The sequence below is a fragment of the Gordonia alkaliphila genome (genome assembly GCF_023017165.1).
Lineage (GTDB): Bacteria > Actinomycetota > Actinomycetes > Mycobacteriales > Mycobacteriaceae > Gordonia > Gordonia alkaliphila.
The window spans coordinates 3,538,309-3,561,159 of record NZ_JALKBW010000001.1; the positions used below are offsets into that span (position 1 = coordinate 3,538,309).

20 protein-coding genes and 1 pseudogene are annotated in these 22,851 nt (G+C 70.8%); 7 read left to right on the plus strand and 14 right to left on the minus strand.

Annotation, left to right across the window (positions count from 1 at the left end; translation table 11 throughout):
- Nucleotides 1–38: 38 nt before the first annotated feature.
- The 12 genes and pseudogenes from MUG78_RS16210 to MUG78_RS16265 all read right to left on the minus strand — a co-directional run bounded on the left by MUG78_RS16210 (nucleotide 39) and on the right by MUG78_RS16265 (nucleotide 14,410).
- On the minus strand, nucleotides 39–827 hold the full coding sequence (locus MUG78_RS16210; protein ID WP_246996558.1) for a cell division protein FtsQ/DivIB: 789 nt from the start codon (nucleotides 825–827) through the stop codon (nucleotides 39–41).
- Nucleotides 824–2,292 (minus strand): annotated as a pseudogene (murC, locus tag MUG78_RS16215) (UDP-N-acetylmuramate--L-alanine ligase). The gene MUG78_RS16210 and the pseudogene murC overlap by 4 nt, the downstream one beginning before the upstream one ends.
- Entirely contained in the window at nucleotides 2,289–3,449 is a 1,161-nt protein-coding gene (gene murG / locus MUG78_RS16220) for an undecaprenyldiphospho-muramoylpentapeptide beta-N-acetylglucosaminyltransferase (protein ID WP_246996560.1), read from the minus strand. Before murG ends, murC begins: the two are co-directional and overlap by 4 nt.
- Nucleotides 3,446–5,221: a putative lipid II flippase FtsW gene (gene ftsW / locus MUG78_RS16225; RefSeq protein WP_246996562.1), complete on the minus strand. Its 1,776-nt coding sequence runs from the start codon at nucleotides 5,219–5,221 to the stop codon at nucleotides 3,446–3,448. The genes murG and ftsW overlap by 4 nt, the downstream gene beginning before the upstream one ends.
- 97 nt (nucleotides 5,222–5,318) lie before the next feature.
- Entirely contained in the window at nucleotides 5,319–6,401 is a 1,083-nt protein-coding gene (mraY, locus tag MUG78_RS16230) for a phospho-N-acetylmuramoyl-pentapeptide-transferase (RefSeq protein WP_246996564.1), read from the minus strand.
- A gap of 61 nt (nucleotides 6,402–6,462) precedes the next feature.
- Nucleotides 6,463–8,574, minus strand: coding sequence for a UDP-N-acetylmuramoyl-L-alanyl-D-glutamate--2,6-diaminopimelate ligase (locus tag MUG78_RS16235; RefSeq protein WP_246996566.1), 2,112 nt, complete (start codon nucleotides 8,572–8,574; stop codon nucleotides 6,463–6,465).
- A gap of 75 nt (nucleotides 8,575–8,649) precedes the next feature.
- Nucleotides 8,650–10,485 (minus strand): peptidoglycan D,D-transpeptidase FtsI family protein, encoded by a 1,836-nt coding sequence (locus tag MUG78_RS16240; protein ID WP_246996568.1) that lies wholly within the window; start codon nucleotides 10,483–10,485, stop codon nucleotides 8,650–8,652.
- A 117-nt stretch (nucleotides 10,486–10,602) separates the two neighbouring features.
- Entirely contained in the window at nucleotides 10,603–11,238 is a 636-nt protein-coding gene (ftsL, locus tag MUG78_RS16245) for a cell division protein FtsL (protein ID WP_246996570.1), read from the minus strand.
- Nucleotides 11,239–11,321: 83 nt separating this feature from the next.
- A complete protein-coding gene (gene rsmH, locus MUG78_RS16250) occupies nucleotides 11,322–12,374 on the minus strand; it encodes a 16S rRNA (cytosine(1402)-N(4))-methyltransferase RsmH (RefSeq protein ID WP_372493272.1) in 1,053 nt (350 codons plus the stop codon).
- A 172-nt stretch (nucleotides 12,375–12,546) separates the two neighbouring features.
- Nucleotides 12,547–12,984: a division/cell wall cluster transcriptional repressor MraZ gene (gene mraZ, locus MUG78_RS16255; RefSeq protein WP_246996572.1), complete on the minus strand. Its 438-nt coding sequence runs from the start codon at nucleotides 12,982–12,984 to the stop codon at nucleotides 12,547–12,549.
- A 461-nt stretch (nucleotides 12,985–13,445) separates the two neighbouring features.
- On the minus strand, nucleotides 13,446–13,841 hold the full coding sequence (locus MUG78_RS16260; protein ID WP_246996574.1) for an SCO2097 family morphological protein: 396 nt from the start codon (nucleotides 13,839–13,841) through the stop codon (nucleotides 13,446–13,448).
- A 113-nt stretch (nucleotides 13,842–13,954) separates the two neighbouring features.
- Nucleotides 13,955–14,410: an SAV_6107 family HEPN domain-containing protein gene (locus MUG78_RS16265; protein ID WP_246996576.1), complete on the minus strand. Its 456-nt coding sequence runs from the start codon at nucleotides 14,408–14,410 to the stop codon at nucleotides 13,955–13,957.
- Between the two features lie 265 nt (nucleotides 14,411–14,675).
- Here MUG78_RS16265 and MUG78_RS16270 point away from each other — a divergent pair, with 265 nt between their 5' ends.
- Complete coding sequence (locus MUG78_RS16270; protein WP_246996578.1) at nucleotides 14,676–15,329, plus strand: GNAT family N-acetyltransferase; 654 nt, start codon at nucleotides 14,676–14,678, stop codon at nucleotides 15,327–15,329.
- 55 nt (nucleotides 15,330–15,384) lie between these two features.
- Nucleotides 15,385–16,236: an LppM family (lipo)protein gene (locus tag MUG78_RS16275; protein ID WP_246996580.1), complete on the plus strand. Its 852-nt coding sequence runs from the start codon at nucleotides 15,385–15,387 to the stop codon at nucleotides 16,234–16,236.
- Nucleotides 16,237–16,263: 27 nt separating this feature from the next.
- Here MUG78_RS16275 and MUG78_RS16280 read toward each other — a convergent pair whose 3' ends face one another.
- Nucleotides 16,264–17,223, minus strand: coding sequence for a methylenetetrahydrofolate reductase (locus MUG78_RS16280; protein ID WP_308221379.1), 960 nt, complete (start codon nucleotides 17,221–17,223; stop codon nucleotides 16,264–16,266).
- Between the two features lie 151 nt (nucleotides 17,224–17,374).
- Here MUG78_RS16280 and MUG78_RS18170 point away from each other — a divergent pair, with 151 nt between their 5' ends.
- From MUG78_RS18170 to MUG78_RS16300, 5 genes are read left to right on the plus strand one after another with little or no spacing between them, the layout of a single operon-like run.
- Nucleotides 17,375–17,992 carry a polyprenyl synthetase family protein gene (locus tag MUG78_RS18170; RefSeq protein WP_308221380.1) on the plus strand — a complete coding sequence of 206 codons (618 nt, stop codon included), beginning with the start codon at nucleotides 17,375–17,377 and terminating at the stop codon, nucleotides 17,990–17,992.
- Nucleotides 17,905–18,471, plus strand: a complete 567-nt coding sequence (locus MUG78_RS18175) for a polyprenyl synthetase family protein (RefSeq protein ID WP_281499850.1) — start codon at nucleotides 17,905–17,907, stop codon at nucleotides 18,469–18,471. Before MUG78_RS18170 ends, MUG78_RS18175 begins: the two co-directional genes overlap by 88 nt.
- 10 nt (nucleotides 18,472–18,481) lie before the next feature.
- Complete coding sequence (gene crtI / locus MUG78_RS16290) at nucleotides 18,482–20,017, plus strand: phytoene desaturase family protein (RefSeq protein ID WP_246996582.1); 1,536 nt, start codon at nucleotides 18,482–18,484, stop codon at nucleotides 20,015–20,017.
- Nucleotides 20,014–21,540, plus strand: a complete 1,527-nt coding sequence (gene mptB / locus MUG78_RS16295) for a polyprenol phosphomannose-dependent alpha 1,6 mannosyltransferase MptB (protein WP_246996584.1) — start codon at nucleotides 20,014–20,016, stop codon at nucleotides 21,538–21,540. Before crtI ends, mptB begins: the two co-directional genes overlap by 4 nt.
- On the plus strand, nucleotides 21,533–22,414 hold the full coding sequence (locus MUG78_RS16300; protein ID WP_246996586.1) for a phytoene/squalene synthase family protein: 882 nt from the start codon (nucleotides 21,533–21,535) through the stop codon (nucleotides 22,412–22,414). The genes mptB and MUG78_RS16300 overlap by 8 nt, the downstream gene beginning before the upstream one ends.
- 14 nt (nucleotides 22,415–22,428) lie before the next feature.
- Here the strand turns inward: MUG78_RS16300 and MUG78_RS16305 are convergent, their stop codons facing one another.
- A complete protein-coding gene (locus MUG78_RS16305) occupies nucleotides 22,429–22,797 on the minus strand; it encodes an Rv2175c family DNA-binding protein (RefSeq protein ID WP_246996588.1) in 369 nt (122 codons plus the stop codon).
- Nucleotides 22,798–22,851 lie beyond the last annotated feature (54 nt).

Here is a 22,851-nt window from a genome sequence, read left to right on the forward strand (position 1 = left end):
GGAGAGTTTTTCTTTTTCCACCCGGTCCGTGGGCCGCGTCAGCTCACCGCGGGATAGTCCGGGCTGGACACGTTGAACGTCTTGGCGGGCAGTTTCAGCACGTGCTTGAGGGCTTCGGCCTTGTCCTCCCCGCGCTCGGCGTTCCCCCACACCACGGTGCGATCCTTGGTCAGGTGCAGGGTGAGGTCGGCGGGCGACGACGCCGAGACCGACTGCACCTGACGGCGCAACCAGTCCGGCAGGCCGGACACCATCTTCACCGCCGCCACCGTGGTCGGGTCCTGCGGGCCCGGTCGCGACACCTCCAGCACCGGAAGGTCCCGGTAGACCGCCGTGCCGGCGGCCGCGGTGCCCATCGCCTCCGCCGAATCGAACTCGAGGTAGACCACGCCGAGATCATCCATCACGCCGACCTTGCCGTCGGCCGACTCGATCAGCATCAGCGGGCGCCGCTCCACGACGTCGATCGCGATGGTCGACGGATAGCTGCGGTCCACCCGTGCGCTCGCAATCCCCGGGATCCGTGCGATGCGCTCGGCGATGATCGAGGTGTCCACCTGCAGCAGCGGGCGCCCGACGGGCACCTCCGCCACCGCGAGCACCTCCGCGGTCGGCACCGTTCCGCTTCCGGACACGGTCACCTCGCGCACCGACATCAGCGGCGAGAAGTAGGCCACCGCCACCAGCCCGGCCACCACCGCCACTGCGGCGGTCGCACCGAGCAGTCGCCACAGCCGCCGTCGACCGACCCGCCGCAGTTCCAGCTGCTCGCTGTCGACGGTCCCCCGGCGCCGCGACGCCGGGGTCTCGAGTCTGCGCTCGCTCACGAATCCAGGGCCGCCAGAATGAACGGGGCCTGCATGGTGATGTCGCCCGCACCGATGGTCAGCACCAGGTCGCCGACGCGCGCCCGCGCCGACACCGCGGCAGGCAGGTCGCTCACCGCGTCGACGAAGACGGCGGGCACGGTCACGGCGTCGGAGATGAGACGGCCGGTGACGCCCGGCCGCGGCTCCTCGCGCGCTCCGTAGACGTCGGCGACGATCACCTCGTCGGCCAGGCTCAGCGCCTGCGCGAACTGCGCCGCGAACTCCTCGGTGCGCGAATACAGGTGCGGCTGGAACACGGCGAGCACGCGGCCACCGGTCTCCTCGACCACTCCGCGGGCCGCGGTCAGCACGGCGCGCACCTCGGTCGGATGGTGGGCGTAGTCGTCGTACACGCGCACTCCGGCGGCGGTGCCGCGATTCTCGAAGCGGCGGTGGACGCCGCCGAAACCGTCGATCCCTCGATCACCACGGCCGGGTCGAGGTGCGGGGCGACGGCCAATGCACCCAGCAGCGCGGCGATCGCGTTGAGCGCCATGTGTTCGCCGGGCAGCGTCACGGTCATGCCGACCTCCGCGGCCTCCGCCACGAGGGGCGCGCCCAGCTCCAGCCGCACGCTACTGCCGGTACCGCGCGCGGAACGCTCGATCAGGCGGCCGGTCAGCGGCACCGACGGCGCCAGGTCGCGGTGGCTGCCGGTGCCGTAGCCGATCACCCACACGCCCGCCTGCGCGAGTTGCTCGGCACACCGGCCGGCCAGCGCGGCCGCACCCGGATCGTCGAGGCACACCACGAGCGTGCCGCCCGGGCGGATCAGCGCCGCGAAGTCGTCGAACACCTGCACGTAGGCGGCTTCGGAGCCGAAGAAATCCAGGTGATCGGCCTCGATGTTGGTCACCACCACCACGTCGGGGCGGTACTGCAGCAGCGAGCCGTCGCTCTCGTCGGCCTCGGCGACGAAGACCTCGCCGCTGCCGTGGTGCGCGTTGGTGCCCGATTCGTTCAGTTCGCCGCCGATCGCGAACGACGGATCGGCACCGCTGTGCTGCAGTGCCACCACCGCCATCGACGTGGTCGACGTCTTGCCGTGCGTGCCGCTGATCAGCAGCGTCCGGTGCCCCTCCATCAGCTCGGCCAGCAGCTGCGGTCGGTACAGCACCGGAATGCCGCGGCGGCGGGCCTCCACCAGTTCGGGATTGTCCTGCGGGATCGCGGCATGCGTGGTCACCACCACCGTCGGGCCGCCCTCGAGCAGGTCGAGCGCAGCACCGTCGTGCCCGATGTTCACGTGCGCGCCGCGGGCGCGCAGGGCCACCACACCCCGGCTCTCGCGGGCGTCGGAGCCGGACACCTGGCCGCCGCGGGACAGCAGGATGCGGGCCAGCCCAGACATCCCGGCACCGCCGATGCCGACCATGTGCACGCGGTGCAGGGCCGACGGCAGATCGGTGTCGAGGGCGGTCATCGTCGTGCCCCCTGGTCCTGGGCGGCCCGGAACCGGGCCGCCGCGGCCAGCGCGGCCGCAGCCACGGTCTCGGCGGCATCGCGGTGACCGGTCTGCGCTCCGGCGGCGGCCATCGCGGCGAGCCGATCCGGGTCGCCGAGCAGCGCGGGGACCTCGCGGGCCACGTAGTCGGCGGTCATGTCGGCGTCGTCGACGAGCACAGCGGCGCCCGCCTCGACCACCGGGAGGGCGTTGAGTCGTTGTTCGCCGTTGCCGTGCGGCAGCGGCACGTAGATCGCAGGCAGAGCGGCCGCGGTCACCTCGGCGACGGTCATCGCGCCGGAGCGGCAGATCACAAGATCGGCCGCGGCGTAGGCCAGGTCCATGCGATCGACGTACGGCAGCGGCACGTAGGCGGGCGCACCGGTCGGCGAGACCGGGTCCACGGTGTTGTTCTTGCCGTGCGCGTGCAGCACGCCGATACCGGCGGCGCCGAGCGCTTCGGCCGCCCCGGCGACCGCCGCGTTGATCTGCTGGGCGCCCTGCGAACCGCCGAAGACCAGCAGGGTCGGCGCCTCCGGGTCGAGCCCGAAGAATTCACGGGCCGCGGCGCGCGTCCCGGCGCGATCCAGGTCGGCGATGGTGGCGCGCACCGGCATGCCGACCACCTCGGCCCCGGGGATGCCGCAGTCGGGCACCGCGGCGAGAACGCGATCGGCCAGGCGCGCGCCGACCTTGTTGGCGATGCCGGCGCTCGCGTTGGCTTCGTGAATGAGGATCGGCACGCGACGACCGGCGGCCAGGCGGCCACGGGCGGCGAAATACGCGGGCAACGCCACGTAGCCGCCGAAACCGATCACCACGTCGGCGTCCACCGCGCGCAGCACCTTGCGGGTGGCCGCGACCGCGCGGTTGAGGCGGTAGGGCGTCGCCAGCAGGTCCTTGCCGGGCTTGCGCGGCAGCGGGGCCGGCGGAATCAGCTCGAGCGGATAGCCGCGCGCGGGCACCAGCTCCGTCTCCAACCCCTTGGACGTACCCAGGGCGGTGACGCGGGCCGACGGATCCAGCCGTCGCACGGCATCGGCGACGGCCAGCGCCGGCTCGATGTGTCCCGCGGTGCCGCCGCCGGCGACCACCACGGAAAGACCGCTTCGGGCCGACTGAGAATTACTGCTCACCGCTGCCTGTACTCCGTTCGACGCGGCGAGTCGGCTGCCGGATAGCGCGGGGCGTACCGGCGCGGATCGGTTCGAACCCGGTTGCTCGCCTGCCTTGGAGGATAGTGGATCTCGTCCGAGTGCTGCGCGGCCGACCTCATCGGCCGGACCCGCTCCCGCGGTGCCGAGCGCACCCGATCGCCGGGCCCCGGGCGCACGCGCTGACTCGGTCCCTGCCGACGATTCCCGCGGGGCTCGGGCGCCCGCCCGGCGCTGCGTCGTCGATCCAGACGATCCTGCACCTGATCCACCAGCCGCTGCCGGTAGGGCGCAGGCGGCGGCAGGTGCAGCAGCCGGGACAGACCGTGCGACTTGCTACCGGACAGGGCCGCCACCGCGTCCGGCTCATGACGGGCCGCGCTGGCGAGCAGGCCGAGCATGGTGAGCATGGTCAACATCGACGTACCGCCCTGCGACATGAGCGGCAACTGGATACCGGTCACCGGAAGCAGGCCCACCACGTAGCCGACGTTGATGAACATCTGCGTGGTGATCAGCACCGTGATGGTGGCCGTCAGCAGCCGCAGGAAGGGATCGGCCGAGCGTCGCGCGATCCGCATGCCGACCCAACCGAGCAGCAGGAACAGGCCGACGACGATCATGCCGCCGACCAGACCGGTCTCCTCCACCAGGATGGCGAAGATGAAGTCGTTGTGCGCGTTGGGCAGGTAGCTCCACTTGGCGGTGCTCTGTCCCAGGCCGACGCCGAAGATGCCGCCGTTGGCCAGCGCGTAGGTCGCCTGCAACGCCTGGTAGCCGCCGCCCAGCGGATCGTCGTTGGAGCCGAGGAAGCTGAACACGCGCGCGGCACGGTAATCCGCGCTCAGCGCCGCGATCGCCGCGCTCACGACGACGAAACCGACGAACCCGGCGAAGACCGAGGCCGACAGCCCGCCGAACCACAGCAGCGCACCGGTGATCACCAGCACGATGACCGTGGTCGACAGGTTCGGCTCGGCGATGATGAGGACGCACATGATGAAAGCCACCGGCAGCAACGGCACCAGCAGTTCCTTGGTCCCGGCACCCGTGGTCCGCCGCGACGCCAGGACGTGGGCGCCCCAGATGCACAGCGCCAACTTCGCGAGTTCGGACGGCTGGATGGAGACGCCGCCGACCTCGAACCAGCGACGCGCGCCGTCGACCTTGACGCCCAGGCTGGGCACCAGCACCAGCACCAGCAGCGCGAGGCTCACGACCATGCCGAGCGCGGCGAAGCGCCGGAAGAAGCGGAACGGCAGGTGCAGCACCGTGTAGAAGGCGATCCAGCCGAGCACGGCGAAGCCGGCCTGCGTGGCGAAGGCGCCGTACGACGATTGATTCTCGGCGTAGCCTTCGACCGACGACGCCGACTGCACCATGATCAGGCCGCACACCGTCAACACCAGCGACAGTGAGACCACCAGGTGGAATGAAGTGAGCGGGCGCGCCATGAGCGTGCGCACGCCTTCGCGCGCGGTGGACAGCCAGGCGCGCACGTCGATGGACGGTCGCCCCAGCGTCAACGCGAGAGCCGGATTCGACGAGTCCGCGGTATTCTCCGCGGCCTTCTCGGCGGCCTTCGCCCCCGCGGAGGTCTTCGTTCGGCCCACGGCCGTGGAATCGGTGTCGACCTCGGCATCCGGCTGCGCCTCGGCGTCGTCGTCCACCTGGGCCGGGTCTGGCGCATCGACCGGCGTCGTTTCCGACGACTCGCGCTTGACGCGCCGCGCAGTGCGAGGAGGAACAGTCACCGGACCATCGTCCCCTGTGAAGGCTGTGACTGCTGGGACCTATGGGGCGTGTCGCGCGAACCGATCCGCAATCGGTGGCCGCGCGGCGTCGGCACCGTCAGCCGGCGACCCATTCTCCGTAGAACAGTCCCAGACCCAACGCACAGGAGATGGCGGCGAGCAACCAGAAACGGATGATCACCGTGGTCTGATCCCAGCCGCCCAACTCGAAGTGATGATGGAACGGCGCCATGCGGAACGGCCGCTTGCCGGTGGTCCGGAAGGCCGCGATCTGGATCATCACGGTGACGATCTCGGCGACGAACAGGGCACCGATGACCACCATCAGCAGTTCGGTGTGCGTGGTCATGGACAGACCGGCGACGATGCCGCCCAGTGCCAGCGAACCGGTGTCGCCCATGAAGATCTTGGCCGGTGCCGCGTTCCACCAGAGGAAGCCCAGACACGCGGCGGCCGCGACCATCGCCACGATCGCCAGGTCGTGCGGATCGCGCACCTGATAGCAGGAGGCGGCCTTGAGGTCGCCTACCACGTTGTCGCAGGAGTGCTGGTCCTGCCACATGGTGATCAGCACGTAGGTGCCCATCACCATCGCGGTGGAACCGGCGGCCAGGCCGTCGAGCCCGTCGGTGAAGTTCACCGCGTTCGACCAGGCCGAGACCACCAGCCAGCAGAAGATGACGAAGCCGACGCCGGTGAAGGTGATGGCCTCGATGTCGCGCACGTAGGACAGGTGATCGTTGGCGGGCGTGCGGCCCTGATCGTTGCGGAACTGCAGCAGCAGGATGCCGAAGACCACGGCGACGATCAGCTGCGCGACCGACTTCTGGGTCTTGTTCAGGCCCAGGTTGCGCTTCTTGGCGAGCTTGATGAAGTCGTCGAGGAAGCCGACCAGCCCCAGGCCGGTGGCCAGGCCCAGCACCAGCAGCCCCGAGGCCGTCGGGCCGCCGTCGCCGCGGACCCAACTGAAGATGTAGGAGCCCAGGTAACCGGCCCAGATCGCGATCAGAATCGCGACGCCGCCCATCGACGGCGTACCCGCCTTCGCCTGGTGGCTGGCCGGTCCGTCCTGCCGGATCTCCTGGCCCCACCGACGCCGGGAGAACTCCCGGATCAGCACCGGCGTCAGCAGAATCGCCACCGCGAGTGCGATCGCCCCCGCGATCAGGATCTGAGTCACTGGATGAATCCTTCGTCGTCTACGGCCGCCGTGTCGGTCGACCGAGTGAAGACCCTACCGGTCATGGAGTGTGCACCTGCACCGCGAGTCCGGCCTCGTCCCGCCACGCGGCCACCAGAGCCTCCGCGAGATCCGTGCCGCCGGCGATCAACACCATGTCGCCCGCCCGCGGTGCTGCGGACGTGCCGACGTCGGCGCGCTGCTGCGCGAGCACCTCGTCCAGGGTGAGATGGAAACCGGCCTCGTCGCCCCACGACCCCTCCTGGATCGCACCCTGGTACAGCGCGCGCACGGCGCGCGTGTCGCCCACCGCCACCGTCTGGTCGACGGCCAGGCGTACCGCGCGGCGCCCGATCAGATCGTGCGCCACGCAGCGCGCGTTCTCGTCCGCGCCCGCCTCGGCGAGGTCGCCGAAGAAGGCCCAGGTACGACGACCCCGCGTGACGTCCGCGTCCGGGCGGTGCGCACTGCCCACCCCGGCATCCACGGCGTCGGTCACCATGAGCCGCAGCAGGCGGCCCGCCTGCTCGATCGTGGCACCCGCGGGCGCCACGTAGACGGTGAGGGGTTCGGCCTCCGCCGCCGCCGCGCGCGCCTCCAACGCCGCGGCGAGCACGAGGCGATCGTCGAAGGGATGCACCTGCCCGGCGATCTCCTGGCCGCTCTCGTGGCCCTTCCCGGCCACCAGCACCACGTCACCGGGTCCGGCCCACGCGACCGCCGCGGCGATCGCCGCGGCCCGGTCGCCGTACTCGCGGATCTCCGTCGCCCGCCGCTCCCCGGCCGGCACCGCCTCGGCACCGGCGCGGACCGCGGCGCGGATCGTCGCCGGGTCCTCGCTGCGCGGATTGTCGTCGGTGATGATCACCAGGTCGGCGCCGCGCGCCGCCGCCGCACCCATCAGCGGCCGCTTCTCGGTGTCGCGGTCGCCGCCGGCGCCGAGCACCACGGCGAGCGCGCCGCGCGTCTGTGCGGAACGGATCTGGGCGGAAAGGATCTGGGCGGAGAGGGTGGCCAGCACCGCCTCCACCGCTGCCGGCTTATGGGCGTAGTCGACCACCGCGAGGAAGTCCTGGCCACGGTCCACCTGCTCCACCCGGCCGGGCACGCGCACGTGGTCGAGGCCGGCGATCGCCGTTGCGGTCGGCACCCCGGCCGTCGTCGCCAGACCGACCGCGAGCATCGCGTTGGCCACGTTGTACGCCCCCGGCAGCGGCACCGCCATCACGTGCTCGGCCCCGGTCGCGTCCCGGACCGCCACCGTCTGACGACCGCCATCGGCCTCCACCTGCCCGACGATCGACCAGTCGGCCGCGCCGGACACCGACACCGTGGCCACCCGTTCGGCGCCGGCTCGCGCGACCTCGGCCATCCGCTCGCCCCACTCGTCGTCCACGCAGATCACCGCCGCGGCGGCATGATCGGGGGCGGCCCCGTCGAACAGGCGCGCCTTCGCGCTGAAGTACTCCTCCATCGTGTGATGGAAGTCCAGGTGGTCCTGCGAGAGATTGGTGAAGCCGCCCACCGCGAAGCAGGCGCCGTCGACCCGCCCCAACGACAGCGCGTGGCTGGACACCTCCATGACCACCGCGTCGACGCCGCGCTCGCGCATCACTGCGAACATCCGCTGCAGGTCGGGGGCTTCCGGCGTGGTCAACGAACTGGGCACCGGAGTGCCGTCGATCCGGATCTCGACGGTCCCGATGAGGCCGACGACGTGTCCGCCGGCCCGCAGCGCCGCCTCGGTGAGATACGCGGTGGTGGTCTTGCCCGAGGTGCCGGTGATCCCGATGAGCGTCAACTGCTGCGACGGGTCGCCGTAGATCCGCGCGGACACGACACCCAGGATCGACCGGGGCTCCGGGTGCAGCAGCACCGACACGTCCGCGGTGGCCGGATCGGCCTGCAGCAGCCGCAGCCCCTCGTCGTCGGTGAGCACCGCGACCGCACCGGCCGCGACCGCCTCGGCCGCGAAGCGGGCGCCGTGCACGCGGGCGCCGGGCAGCGCGGCGAACAATTCCCCGGGCGCGGCGTGCTGCGCGCGCAGCGTCGCGCCGACGACGGTGCGATCGTCACCGATCACCCGGGCCCCGGACAGTGTGGCCAGCGCCGTCAGATCGGCCCCGACGGGATGCTCCGGCCGCACCGGTGGGTGCTGTATCTTCTCCGCCACAGTTCTCGTACCTCTCTGCCAGCTCGGTTCTCCCCCGCTCGGTCGTCGACGACCATCGAACCGCTGCGGTCGAGCCTATGCTTCCAGCTTCAACCGCGGAGTCTGGGTAGCCGAGAACGGCACCTTCTCGTGCTGCAGCAGCCAGGTCCCGATGGTGGAGAACAGCGGCGCCGCCGACTGACCGCCACTGCCGTCCGAGCTGCGCACCGGGTTGTCGAGCATGATGCCGATCACGAAGCGCGGATCATCGGCGGGCGTGATCCCGGCGAAGGTGATGTTGTAGCTCGACTTCGAGTAGCAGTTGCACTTCGGGTCCACCTGCTGCGCGGTGCCGGTCTTGCCGGACGTCTGGTAGCCCTCGATCGCACCCTTGGCTCCGGTGCCCGACTGCACGCCCATCGGGTCGTCCTGCATCACCGACCGGAACATCTCGCGGACGGTGCGGGCCGTCTCCGGGCTCACCACGCGCACCGGTTCGGGTTCGGTGAAACCGGCACTGCGCTCACCGTCGAGCGGCGCCAGAATGCGCGGCGGGATGCGCACACCGTCGTTGGCGATGGCCTGGTACATCGCGGTCATCTGCAGCAGCGTCATCGACAGACCCTGCCCGATCGGCAGGTTCGCGAACGAACCGCCGGACCACTGGCTCAGCGCGGGGACTTCGCCGCCGCTCTCGGCGGGCAGCCCCACCTCGGTGCGCTGGCCCAGGCCGAAGGCGGTCAGCATGTCGGCGAACCGCTTCTCGCCCACCTTCTGCGCCAACATCAGCGTGCCGACGTTCGACGACTTACCGAAGATCCCGGTGGTGGTGTACGGCGCCACGCCGTGGTCCCACGCGTCCTTCACCGTGATGCCGGCCATGTCGATGGAACCGGGCACCCGGTACACCGCGTTCGGATTGGTGAGCCCGTACTCGATCGCCGCCGAGGCCACCACCAGCTTGTTCACCGAGCCCGGCTCGAACGGCGAGGTCACCGAGCGATTGCCCAGATCCGCGTCGCGTTGCTCCTCCACGGGAAGGGACGGATTGAACGTGTTGTCGTTGGCCATCGCCAAGACCTCGCCGGTGCGCGCATCGAGCACGACGGCCGACGCGTTGTTCGCGCCCGACTTCTTCTTGGCCTCGTTGACCTGTGCCTGCACGAACCACTGGATATCCGAATCCAAGGTGAGGGTGACGGTCTGGCCGTCGATCGCCGGGTGCACGTTCCGCTTGCTGCCGGGAATGATCGCGCCGTCGGCACCGCGGTCCACGGTCTCGGTGCCGTTCATGCCGGCCAGGATCGGATCCAGCGACGACTCCAGGCCGATGTGTCCGTTGCCGTCGAAGTTGACGTCGCCGATCACGTTCGCGGCCAGCGAGCCGCCCGGATAGACGCGCACCGACTGCGGGTCGGCCCCCACCTCGGGGAAGTCCGCGGTGATCCGGTTCGCCGTCTCCGGGCTCACCGAGCGGGCCAGGTAGACGAAGTCGTCGTCGGAGGTCACCTTGGCGAGCAGGTCCTCGGTGGAGATCGAGCCACCCAACTGCAGCGACACGCCCTCGGCGATCTCCTTGAGCCGCGTGTTCGCGTCGGGCAGCTGATCGTTCTTCTCGTGCTCGGCGTCGATCGCCTTGCGGACCGCGCGCGGCAGGAAGGTCAGCGACCGCGCCTCACCGGTGTAGGCCAGCGGCCGGCCGTTGCGATCCAGGATCGCGCCGCGCTTGGCGTACAGCGTGATGACGTCCTCGCGCTGCTGCGCGGCCTGCGCCGCCAGGTCGCCCGCATCGATGACGTTGATCCACACCAGCCGACCGGCCACCGCCATCGCGATCACCGCGGCGAGCGCGATCAGCACGCGCGACCGGATCAGAAAACGCCGTCCGGCACTGCTCCCACCGGGAGCGGCCGGGGTTCGAGGATTGGTCATGATGGCTGCATCCTCTCCCGGGTCAACGATCGGCGGCGGTATTGCGGTTCGGCGTGGCGGCACTGCGGGGCAGAACGTTCGGCGCGGGCGCCTGCGGGGTCGCGGTGTTCGGCGGAGTCACAGTGCTCGGCGGGGCGGGCGCGGTGTTCGGGGCCTGACCGCTCGGGGCGGCGCACTGGCCGTCGGGGCCTGCTCGCTCGGGGCCTGCTCGCTGGGGGCGGGGTTGCCGCCGAGACCGCCGGAGTCGTCCACCTTGCTGGCGTCGATCTGCTTGACCGGATCCGGCTTCGGGTTCAGCGAACCGGGGCGGTTGCCGTCGGCCGGCTTGAGCTCGCCGCGCAGGCGAGCCTTGCCATCCGGACCCACCACCAGGTGGGCGCCGATCCCGGGCACCATGCCCAGCTTGGCCGCCTTGTCGGCGAGCTCCGGCGCCGAATCGCCGGAGTCGGCGGTGCGCTTGAGGTTGTCCCGCTTGTCCACCAGCGCCTGGTTCTCCTGACGGAGCGACGACAACTGGTACGAGTCCTGCGCCGCCTTGGTCGACAGGTACAGCGTCAGACCGAGCGCACCGATCACCAGCACGACGATCGGCACGATGAACGGCATGTCGGACAGTCCGGTGAGAACGCCCGACGCTTTCTTCGGCGCGAGGATCTCCTCGCGCCGCGGCGGACGCCGACGACCAGCCGCGGACTCGGCGGCCGCCGACCGGGACGCGCCCGACCGCGCTGCGGAGGCCGCCCCGCGAGACACGGATGTCCGAGGCGTGGAGGTCCGGGGTGCGGACGGACGGGTTACGGCGGCGCGGCGCGCGGACCGACGGTCGTCGAGGAGAGTCATCGTCGGTTCCCTTCACCTGCGAGATCGCCGTCGACGGCGGCCCCGATACGTTCGATCGCACGCACCCGGACCGGGGCGCTGCGGGGGTTCTCTTGTCGTTCCTGTTCGTTGGCCTGTTCGGCACCGCGGGTGATCAGCGCGAACTTCGCGGCGGTGCCGGGCAGATCTATGGGCAGGCCCGCCGGGGTGGTGTTGCGGACCGCCTGCGCGAAGTCCCGCTTCACGATCCGGTCCTCCAGCGACTGGTAGCTCATGACGGCCAGCCGACCGCCCACCGCGAGCAGCTCCAGCGACGCGGGGACCACGGCGCGGAGCGAATCCAATTCCCGGTTCACCTCGATGCGCAGCGCCTGGAAGGTGCGCTTGGCCGGGTGGCCCCCGGTACGCCGGGTGGCGGCGGGAATGGTGGCGTACAGCAACTCCACCAGCCGTCCACTGGTGGTGAACGGCTCCTGCTCGCGCGCCCGCAGGACCGCGGAGGCGATCTTTCCGGCGAACCGCTCCTCGCCGTACTCGCTCAAGACGCGCGCCAGCGCGCCGTGATCGTAGGTGTTGAGGATGTCGGCGGCGGTGAGCTCGTCGTCGTCGTTCATCCGCATGTCCAGCGGCGCGTCGACGGCGTAGGCGAAGCCCCGCTCGGCCTGATCGAGTTGCATCGACGAGACCCCGAGATCCAGCAGAATGCCGTCGACCTCGGTGAGCCCGGCCGTAGCGGCCACATCGGCGATCTCGTCGTACCGGGCATGGTGGAAGTGCATGCGCTCGCCGAACGGCGCCAGCCGCTGCGTCGCGATCTCGAGAGCGTGTTCGTCGCGGTCGATCCCGTGCACCGTGAGGCCGGGCAGCCGGGTCAGGAACAGTTCGGTGTGGCCGCCGGCGCCGAGGGTGCCGTCGATCAGCACCGCCCCGGACCCGTCGGCGTCGCCGCGCGTCAGGGCGGGACGGAGGAGCTCGAACATCCGATCCGCCAAGACCGGCACGTGCCCGTGCTCGGACGACGTCGATTCGGACACACCGATCACCTCTCCCCTGCTTCCTGCTGATGGCATTCCCCGTGGCGGAATTCCTGCCGACGATGTCGTCGAGCGGCCCTGTCGAAGAAGCGGAACTGCGGTGAGGCGGGGTCCCCGCCCGAGTCGCACCTGACGTTGGGGAAGTACGTCAGGGTCGGCCGGGCCGAGGCCTCGCCTCACCGCAGCAGTCCAGTTCTTCACTTGTCGTCTAGACGATCGCGTCCAAAGCGGCGGAACCGCCGGCCGCGAAGGCCTCCTCGTGCATGGCCTGGTACTCCGCCCACCGAGCGGCGTCCCAGATCTCCAGGTGGTCGTACTGGCCGGTGACCACGCAGTCCTTCTGCAACCGTGCCCACTGACGCAGTCCCGCGGACAGGTTGACCCGGCCCTGACCGTCGAGCGTCTGCTCGTCGGCCCCGGCCAACATCAGCCGGACGTAGGCACGCGCTTCCGGATTGTTGCGCGACGCCTCGTTCGCTTTCGCGGCGGTGACGTCGAACTCCTCGGCGGGATACACCGACAAGCTGTGATCGAGACCCTGTGTGACCACAACCCCTCCTGACAGCGCGTTCCGAAACTTGGCCGGCAGCGTGAGCCGTCCCTTGTCGTCCAGCTTTGGGGTGTAGGTCCCGACGAAGCCAGGCACGTCGCCACCTCCTACCCCGGTATCAGCGGGAGAACCTGAGCTCTCCGGTCGATGTGCACCACATTACCCCACTTTGCACCACAATCCACCACCTACACCCCACTCCTCCACCACACTCGCTTATCACTGCAGGTCAACCGCAGATTCTCGAGGGGTTGTTTTCTGAAACACGCCGCGCGCCCTTGCCGTAAGGCGGGCACGAGATGCGCTGAAACAGCACTGAAGTGGCTGGTGGACAAGCAGAGGGCCAGGGTGGGGAAGCGGGTGACCGGGTGGGGCGCGGTGGGGATCGGTGGTGAATCAGGGTGGATCCGTGGCCGACGGCCCGCAGCGCGGAGGGAGCACCGGCCGGTCGCACCGCAGCGGACCGGCCCGGGAATGCAGAAAACGGGGGCCGCAACCTGGAGAGGTTGCGGCCCCCGTCTGGGAGTCAGCGGCGGCAGATGGCCGCGCAGGAATGTCTAGTGGTCGCCGCGGTCGAAGCGCCGATTGAAACGGTCCTCCATGCGGGAACTCAGGGAGCCCTTGCCGGTGGAATTCTTCGACCCGCGCTTGGCCGAGCCCGCCGACGCCGACCCACCGCGCGGACTGAGCACCAGCAGCAGACCACCGGCGAACATCACGAAGAAGCCGACCAGGCTGAGAATCTTCAGCTCACCGATCTGCACGTCGACCATGAGGCCGCCGACCAGCAGCGCCAAGCCCACGATGAACAGCAACGCGGCCTGCCATTGGCGGCGCGCACCGGGGCGGCCGACACGCTGCTTGCTGACACTCGAGACGAACTTCGGGTCCTCGGCGTACAGCGCGCTCTCAATCTCGTCGAGCATCCGCTGCTCATGTTCCGAAAGCGGCACCGCTCTCCTCCCTCACTGTCCGAGCAACGTAAACGACGGGCGTCGACGCCTGCTTCCCACCCATGATAGAAGCAGAATCGATAAACGACCACTTTTCTTCCGCGCTGCACGCATCACGCGCCCACCATCCGTTCCGCGGACGCAGCCCCGGGCAGTCGGCCCTGCTCATAGGCCAACAGGTTGGCGTCGGCCGCGTCGAGGAACTCGGCCGCGCGACGCTCCACCCGAGCACACAGCGTGTCGTCGACCCGCGACACCAGACCGGCCTCCACGCGCGCACGCATCGTGGACAGTCCGCTGAAGTATTCGGCGAGATCGGCGTACTCCGGCGCCACCGCCTTGATCCGGCTCCAGGCGTCTCGGGCGTTCCGGCGGCGACGCACCGGACCGAGCGGCTCGTGCACGGCCAACACCGCACCGGCCGCACGGATGGCCGCCAGATAGAACTGCCGGAAGCGTTCGGCGCCGTCGTCGTGCACGGCGGTCGCGCCGTCGAACAACACTTCGGCGCGGTCGAGCAGATCGCGACTGCGATGCACCACGCGGGGATCGGGACTGTTCGGTGCCATGGGGCCGCCTCCTTCGTTGAAGAGAACGTCTCATGAGCCTCGGACATTTCCGCTCCGCCGAAGCCGGCTCCATCACCGCTCCCGAGGGCGGGACCGAACACGGAAGCGGCGGTTCGACGTCTTCCCCGTCGAACCGCCGCTTCCGTTCATCGAACTTCTGTTCGATATTCTCAGGCTATCCCGCGCCGGGCCCGCAAGGCAAGTAAAGATAATGTCTCCGACGAGACCGAACAGACAGCCGAGAGGGACGCGAGTGGGGACACCGATGTCGATCCGATTGATCGCACTCCCCGCCGACGACGCCCAGGCCTGGCTGGATCCGGCGGTGCACACCTACGTGACCGCGATGCGGTATCCCCGCGGCACCGAACAGGGCCGCATCAGCCTGTGGCGAGAACACCTCGGACGTCCCGGCTGGACGGCGATCGGCGCCCTCGCTCAACTCTCCCCGATGGAGCTGCGGCGCCCGACGAACGCCCGACGCCGCGTCTCCGCCCCCTGGACCACCGGGCACGAGGCCCTGGTCGGGGTGGCTTACGGCTACACCGGCGCGGCCGATCAGTGGTGGAACCGGCAACTCCGCGCCGGCCTGGGCCGCCGGGGACTGACCGCGGCCCAGGTCCAGGATCTGGTCTCCGACTACTTCGAACTCACCGAACTGCACGTGCACCCGTCGGCGCAGGGCCGCGGGATCGGCGCGGCACTGCTGACCGCACTGCTGACCGGCCGGCCGGAGTCGCGGGTGCTGCTCTCCACGCCCGAGGTGCCCGATGAGCGCAATCGCGCCTGGTCGCTGTACCGACGCTTCGGATTCCAGGACGTCCTGCGCGATTTCACCTTCGCCGGCGATCCGCGGCCGTTCGCGTTCCTCGGCCGCCCCCTGCCGCTGCCGACGCCGCCCGCGCCCGGGTTCGGCTGAACATTCCGAGGACCGCCTGCCCGGCATCGCCGTCGGCCTCTGGCACGATGACACCGTGCCTTCTCTCCCCCGCTCCCGGACCGTCCACCGGTCTCCGGCGGCGCTCTGCGTCGTCCTGCTCGCGCTGACCGGCCTGCTCAGCAGCTGCATGACCCGGTCGGAGACCGTCGGCGACCAGTTCTCCGGCGTCGTGATCGTGGCGGCCAACCCCGAGACCGGGCCCTCGGTACCGAAGTTCGACGTCCCCGCCTCGCTGGCCGGCTCCGTCCATGTGGGCTCGTTCCCGAACGAGTTCAGCGAGAAGGATCGGGAACAGCAGAAACCCGAAGGTCAGGAGGACAACGAGCAGGCGTCCTCGCCGGTCGGCAAGGTCGGCTCGCGGTTGACCTACACCAATCTCACCGCGGGCCAGTTCTCGCAGCTGGGCGACATCATCTCCAGCGCCCTGGACTCGGGCGCGACGATCGACCTGAGTGCCACGCGCAGCGGCGACATCGTCCGGATGCGGGGCGCCGCCGCGCTCACCGAGCTGGCGCCCGCCCTGTACTACGTGTCGATCACCGTCGAGTTCGCCGGCCCGGTGGTGGCCACCAACGGCACGCGGGCCGGTGACACCTCGGTCACCTGGACCCCGGTGCCGGGCCAGACCGCGGAGTTCAACGCCGACGTCGAGTACGCCGACCCGGCGACCGCCGCGCTGCCCAGCTGGACCTGGTTCCTGGTGATCGTGTGCCTGGCGATCGTCGGAGTGGTCGCGGCCACGGCCTATCGCTTCCGCGACCGGACGCCGCGCTACTCGGACGCCGCGCGTACGTCGTCGACCACGAAGGACGCGGACGCCGTGCACACCGAGAGCGTCGCGGACGCCGAGGTGAAGGCCCCCGAAGACGCCACGCCCGCGTCCTGACCTCGACGGTCAGGCGCGGCCGGGCCGTCAGGCCGGAGCGAGGGCTCCGCGGGTGTCCACGCCCAGACGGTCGAGGACCTCACTGGTGGCGCGCGCGAAGTTCAGGCTGCAGAAGTGCAGACACGGCACGCCCTCGGCGATCAGCTGCTCGGACATCTCGGTGCACAGATCGATGCCGACGGCGCGGACGGCCGCCCGGTTCTCCTCCGGACCGTCGCCGGCCGCTGCGGCCAGACGCTCAGCCACCGGCGCGGGCAGCACGCTGCCGGACAGCTCCACCATCCGGCGCACGCTCTGCAGCGAGGTGATCGGCATGAGGCCCGGGATCAGCGGCTTGGCGCCCTGTTCCGGGTCCGCGGCCACCACGCGATCGCGCAGGCGCAGGAAGTCGTCGGTATCGAAGAAGATCTGCGAGATCGAGTATTCGGCGCCGGCCCGCAGCTTGCGCACCAGGTTGGCGGTGTCGGCCGCCAGATCGGGGGCACGGTGATGCCCTTCCGGGAACGACGCGACGCCGACCTGGAAGTCGCCGAGGGTGCCGATCAGCTCCACCAGTTCGCTGGCGTACTCCACCCCGTCGGGGTGCTTGACCCACTCGCCGAGCGGGTCACCCGGCGGGTCGCCGCGCAGCGCCAGCAGGTTGGTGATGCCCTTGTCGGCGTAGGCGCCGACAAGGCCGCGCAATTCGTCGATGCTGTGGTTGACGGCGGTCAGGTGCGCCACGGTGGTCAGGGTGGTGGTGGTCGCCAGTTCCCCGGCGATGCGCACGGTGCGGTCGCGGGTGGACCCGCCCGCCCCGTAGGTCAGGGACACGAAAGCCGGTCCCATGCGTTCGAAAACCCGTACGGCGTGCCAGAGTCGGGCCTCTTCGTCCGCCGAACGGGGCGGGAAGAACTCGACGGAGAACGGTACCGGGCCGCTGTGCGGCGCGGCGAGCCGTTCGATGACAGACGACTGCCCAAGGGGCTCCACGGGAAGGACACTCACCCTGCCGATAGTACGGATCCCCGCCGTACCCACCGATTCCACGCACGAGTTTTACGCACCGACGCCGACCCCCTTGACCGCGGCGGACAACTGGGCTACCGCCGCCCGGCGGTGGCCGACGACGCATCCCCGCCCCGGTAGGCTTACCCGCGTGTTGAGCCAGCAGCAGGTACCCGGCGCCGTCGAGAACATCCTGCGGGACTTCGTGGCCGCGACGGCCCCGTCCCTCGACGAGATCTCTCCGGTGGTGGCCGAGGCCGGTGCGGCCTTGGCGGAGTTCGTCCTCACCGGCGGCAAGCGTCTGCGCCCGCTCTTCGTGCACGCCGGATGGCAGTGCGCGGCGACCGGGCCGGAGGCCGCGGCCACCGAGGCACTCGCGCTACGGGTGGGCGGCGCGATCGAACTGATCCAGGCGTGCGCACTGGTGCACGACGACATCCTCGATCGGAGCGACACCCGCCGCGGCCGGCCCACGGTGCACCGGCGGTTCTCCGCGCTGCACCGCGATCAGCGCTGGTCCGGCGACAGCGCGCACCACGGCGCGTCGGTGGCCATCCTGCTCGGCGACCTGGCCCTGGCCTGGGCCGACGACCTGGTGCACGGCCTGGCCCCACCGCCCGAACACCGAGGACGAGACCGCCCCACTCCCTGCCGCCCGCGGCGGGCACCCTCTGGGCCCGGATGCGCACCGAGGTCCTCGGCGGACAGCTCCTGGACATCACCAACGAAGCGTCGGCCGACGAAACGGTCGACGCCGCCTACCGGGTGATGAAGTACAAGACCGCCGCCTACACGGTGGCCCGGCCCCTGCAGATCGGTGCCGCCCTCGGCGGCGGCTCCGCCGCACTCTCCGCGTCGCTGTGGCGCATCGGCTCCGATCTCGGCCTCGCCTTCCAACTGCGCGACGATCTGCTCGGCGTCTTCGGCGATCCCGAGCAGACCGGCAAGCCGTCCGGCGACGACCTGGTGACCGGCAAGCGGACCGTGCTGGTGGCGCAGGCGCTCGCCGACTCCGATGCGACCACCGCCGACACCCTGCGCGGACTCCTGGGCCGCCCCCTGTCGGCGGACGAATTGGTCACGGCGCGCAGTATTCTCATCGATTCCGGCGCCCTGGCCTCGGTGGAGGGTCAGATCGACGCGCACCTGCAGACCGCGCTCGGCGAGATCGATGCGCTCGCCACGTCGGACCGCGCGCGCGAGGACCTCACCGCCCTCGCCCACCGCATCGCGCACCGGCAGAAGTGAGGCAGTACTGATGGCCGCCCCACCCCATGTCGTCGTCATCGGCGCGGGCCTGTCCGGTCTGGCGGCCGCGGCCCGGCTGCGCGGCCGCGGCTGCGCGGTGACCGTCGTCGAAGCTGCCGACACCCCGGGCGGCCTGGTCCGCACCGAGACCCTCGACGGACACCGATTCGACACCGGCGCAACGATTCTCACGATGCCCGAGCTGATCGTCGACCCGCTGACCGAGCTCGGACTGACCCCGGCCGAGGTCCTGGACCGCCTGGCGCTGCGGCCGGTGGATCCCGGGTACGTGATGAACTACGCCGACGGCTCGGCGCTGGCGCTGCCGCACGACGCCGCAGGCATCCCGGACGCGGTGGCCGAGGCCTTCGGCCCGCGGGCGGCCCGCGGCACCGGTGATCTCCTCCGATGGCTCCGCCAGGTGTACGACGCCGAGTTCGACGTCTTCATCGACCGCAACTACGGCGGCCTCCGCGACCTCACCGGACGCCAAACCCGCAGGGCGGCAACCGAACTCGTCAAGCTGCACACCCTCGGCGGCCTGACCGGCGCCGTTGCCCGCTTCGTGGACGACGAACGCGTCCAGCGCGCCTTCACCTTCCAGGCCCTGTACGCGGGCGTACCGCCGCACCGGGCGCGGGCCATCTACGCGATCATCGCCGACATGGACATCGGCCGCGGCCTGTCCGCGCCGGTCGGCGGCATGGGTCGGGTGGGCGCGGTGATGGCCGACGCCCTCGTCGACGCCGACACCGCGATCGCCTACGGGTCCCGCGCCACCGCGATCGTGCACGACGGCGGGCGGGTGACCGGCGTCGTCGTCGACGGCGACACGCTGCCCGCGGACGCCGTGATCGCCACCGCCGAACGCGACACCGTCGCCGCGCTGGTCGGCCGCCGCCCCCGCCGCAAGCTCCGGTACTCGCCGAGCGCACTCGTGGTGCACGGGCTGCTGCCGGTCGGCGTCACCGACGACTGGTCGGCCGGCCACCACACCCTGGATTTCGGTGCGGCCTGGTCGCAGACCTTCGCCGAGCTCACCGGACGCCCCGGCGCGCCGATGAGCGACGGTTCGTTCCTGCTCACCCGCAGCGCCGTCAGCGACCCGGCCACGTTCGTCGCCGACGGACTGGAGTCGGTGTCGGTGCTCGCGCCGACCCCGAACCTGGACAGCGCACCCCTGGACTGGGACGCGATCGCCGAGCCCTACGCGGCCGAGGTGCTCGCCACACTCTCTGCGCGCGGCTACCGCGGGCTGGACCGACTGCAGGTGCTCCGCATCGACCATCCGAAGTCCTGGCAGCGGTCCGGGCTCCCCGCGGGCACACCGTTCTCGGCCGCGCACACCGCGACGCAGACCGGCCCGCTGCGCACCCGGAACACCTGGCCGGGCCTGGACAACCTGTTCCTGGCCGGCAGCGCCACGGTGCCCGGCGTGGGCATCCCGCCGGTGCTCGTCTCCGGCGGACTCGCCGCCGACCGGGTCACCGCGCGACTGGCCGAGGCGCTGGCGACGGCGGGGTCCCTGCCGAGGTCGGCGCGGTGACCGCACTCCGGCGCTGGGTGCGCACGCACCCGGATGCCGCGCTCGGCTTCCTCGGTGCGGTGCTGCTGAGCATCGGCACCTACGGTCTGGCCGACATCCCCCGCAACGACGCCACCCTGGCCGACCTCGGTCTCGCGCCGATGAGTTACGGCCACGGCAAGACCCTGTCGTGGCTGGTGTTCTGGGGCGGCGCCGCTCTCATGGTGATCGCCTGGGTGCGTATCGGGCGCGCGATGGCCGCCGACGAGGGCGGCTGGGATCTGCGCAGCACCCGGCTGACCGTCTACTCCTGGACCGCGCCGCTGCTCTTCGCCATCCCGGTGTTCAGCCGCGACGTCTACGCGTACCTCGGGCAGGCGCGTGTGCTGGCGGCCGGCTTCAACCCCTACTACGACGGTCCGGCGCACTATCCCGGCCCCATCGTCGACTCGATGGCGCAGATCTGGGCGCCCACCACCTCCCCGTACAGCCCGGCCTTCCTCCTGCTGGCCCGCGGCGTGGTCGGCGTCTCCGGCGACAACGTGTGGCTGGGCGTCTTCCTGATGCGACTGGTGCTGCTCGTCGGCCTGGTGCTCAGCGTCTGGGCGCTGCCGAAGATCGCCGCACGCTTCGGCGCGGCGCCGCCCGCCGCCCTGTGGCTGATCCTGCTCAATCCGATGCTGCTGGCGCACCTGGTGGGCGGACCACACCTGGAACTGCTGATGATGGGCTTCCTCGCCGCGGGCATCGCGGTCGCCGTCACCGGCCGCCCGGTGCTCGGCCTGCTCCTGCTGGGCTGCGCGGCGTCGATCAAGATCACCGCCGCCATCGCGATCCCGTTCGTATTCTGGATCTGGCTGGACCAGGTGCGCAGGCGCCGCGCGGTGACCGGTCGCGATCGGGTCGGTGTCTTCGCCGCCACCGCGCTGGTACCGGTCGCGGTCTTCGGTATGTTCACCCTGCTTCTCGGGCTGGGCGTGGGCTGGATCAACGGTCTCTCCTGGGCCTCGCGCATCATCAATCCGTTCACCATTCCGACGCTGGTGGGCCACGTGGTGACCTACGTGGCCGCCCCGTGGCAGGTGTGGAACCTGCAGGAGGTGCTGCCGGTGACGCGGGCCGTGGGCCAGGCCGTGCTCGCCGTGCTGCTGGTGTGGCTGTGGTGGCGGTTCCGCACCGATGCGCGCAGCGCCATGGCCGGCGCCGGGTGGGCGATGCTCGCGCTGCTGCTCCTCGAGCCGTCGACCCTGCCGTGGTACTACGTGTGGGCCCTCGTGTTCGCGGCGGCCTTCCCGCTGCCGCTCGGGGTCCGCCAGGTGGTCGTCGGCGTCAGCGTCTACTTCTTCATCGTGTTCCAGCCCGACGACTCGATCCTGTTCTACAAGCCGATCGAATCGCTGCTGGCCATCGCACTCGCAGTGCTGGCCGCGCTCGCGCTCGGCCGCCCCGATCCGCTGCGCCTGGGCCGGGCGCGCCGATGGGCGTTCGCCGTCCCCGCCGCCCGAGATACTGCCGCCCGAGATACTGCCGACCGGCATGATTGAGACCGGCTACGCGCAGGCCCGCACCATCACCGCGCGCGCCGGCCGCACCTATTACCTGGCCTCGGGCCTGCTTCCCGCGCACCGCCGGCGCGGCGTATTCGCGCTCTACGCCTTCGCCCGGATCGCGGACGACATCGTCGACGGCGATCGCGAGCCGACAGCGGCGACGGCGGCGCTGGATGCGCTCGCCGACGGTCTCGCCGCGGCCCTGGACGGGCGGGCTCGCGACCCGCTGCTGGCCGCGCTCGCCGACACGGTCGCCGCGTTCGACATCGACCCGGCCACCTTCGACGCCTTCCTGCACTCGATGCGGATGGACCTGCCGGGCGCACCCGAGTTCCGCAACCGCTACGCCACCATGACCGCGCTGGCGGAGTACACCTACGGGTCGGCCGCGGTGATCGGCCTGCAGATGCTGCCGATCCTCGGCGTCGAACGCGACCGAGGCGACTACACCGAGGTCGCGGCCGGTGCCGCCCTGCTCGGCGAGGCGTTTCAGCTGACCAATTTCCTGCGCGACGTGGCCGAGGATCTCGACCGCGACCGGATCTATCTGCCCGCCGACGAACTCGCCGCGTTCGGCGTCGACGAGGACTCCCTGCGCGCTGCGCGGCGACGGGGCGTTCCCGACGGCCCGCTGTGCCGCGCACTGGCACACTTGATCGCCATCAATCGGGATCAGTACCGGCGCACCGCCCCCGCGGTCGCCGCGTTGCCGACACGAACCCGCCCGGCCATCGCCGCCGCGGCTCGCTCGTACGGCGACATCCTCACCGAGATCGAAGGCTCCGGGTACGACGTCCTGTCCCGGCGCGCCGTGGTGCCGACCGGTCGACGACTACGCCACGCCGGCCGCGCCCTGCTGGGGAGCTAGAAAGCCTGGGGGAGCTAGAAGGCTTGAGCCTGCGCGCGGCGGATCACTTCGCGCGCCGAATGCGTGTGCAGGGCCTGCGCGGGATGCATGTCGAGGTCCTCGTACACGGTGAACATCCAGGCCATCGCCTCATCGCGCGTGTAGCCGCCGTCGAGCAGCATCGTCACCAGGCCCTCGAAGTGCTTCGCCAAGCCGCCGTCGTCACCGAAGAACAGCGCCGGAATCACCGGGACGCCGTCGCGGGAGGCGGCCAGCAGGTTGTGGTCGCGGATCAGCGTCCGCACCCGGTTCGGCGAGATGCGCAGGCGGTCGGCCGCTTCGTCGAGGTCGAGCACCTCGACGTCGTCGGGAAGGATGCCGATGGACAGCGGAAGGGAACTCACGGAAGGTGACTTTACCTGCTCGCGACACCCGAGCGCGGCCTCGGCTCACCGATT

Bases quoted from the DNA above. Each gene is read 5' to 3' on its own strand.
- MUG78_RS16240 (WP_246996568.1), bottom strand. From the start codon at position 10,485: ATGACCAATCCTCGAACCCCGGCCGCTCCCGGTGGGAGCAGTGCCGGA.
- rsmH (WP_372493272.1), bottom strand. From the start codon at position 12,374: ATGCCATCAGCAGGAAGCAGGGGAGAGGTGATCGGTGTGTCCGAATCG.
- MUG78_RS16265 (WP_246996576.1), bottom strand. From the start codon at position 14,410: ATGGCACCGAACAGTCCCGATCCCCGCGTGGTGCATCGCAGTCGCGAT.
- MUG78_RS16270 (WP_246996578.1), top strand. From the start codon at position 14,676: ATGTCGATCCGATTGATCGCACTCCCCGCCGACGACGCCCAGGCCTGG.
- MUG78_RS18175 (WP_281499850.1), top strand. From the start codon at position 17,905: ATGCGCACCGAGGTCCTCGGCGGACAGCTCCTGGACATCACCAACGAA.
- crtI (WP_246996582.1), top strand. From the start codon at position 18,482: ATGGCCGCCCCACCCCATGTCGTCGTCATCGGCGCGGGCCTGTCCGGT.
- MUG78_RS16300 (WP_246996586.1), top strand. From the start codon at position 21,533: ATGATTGAGACCGGCTACGCGCAGGCCCGCACCATCACCGCGCGCGCC.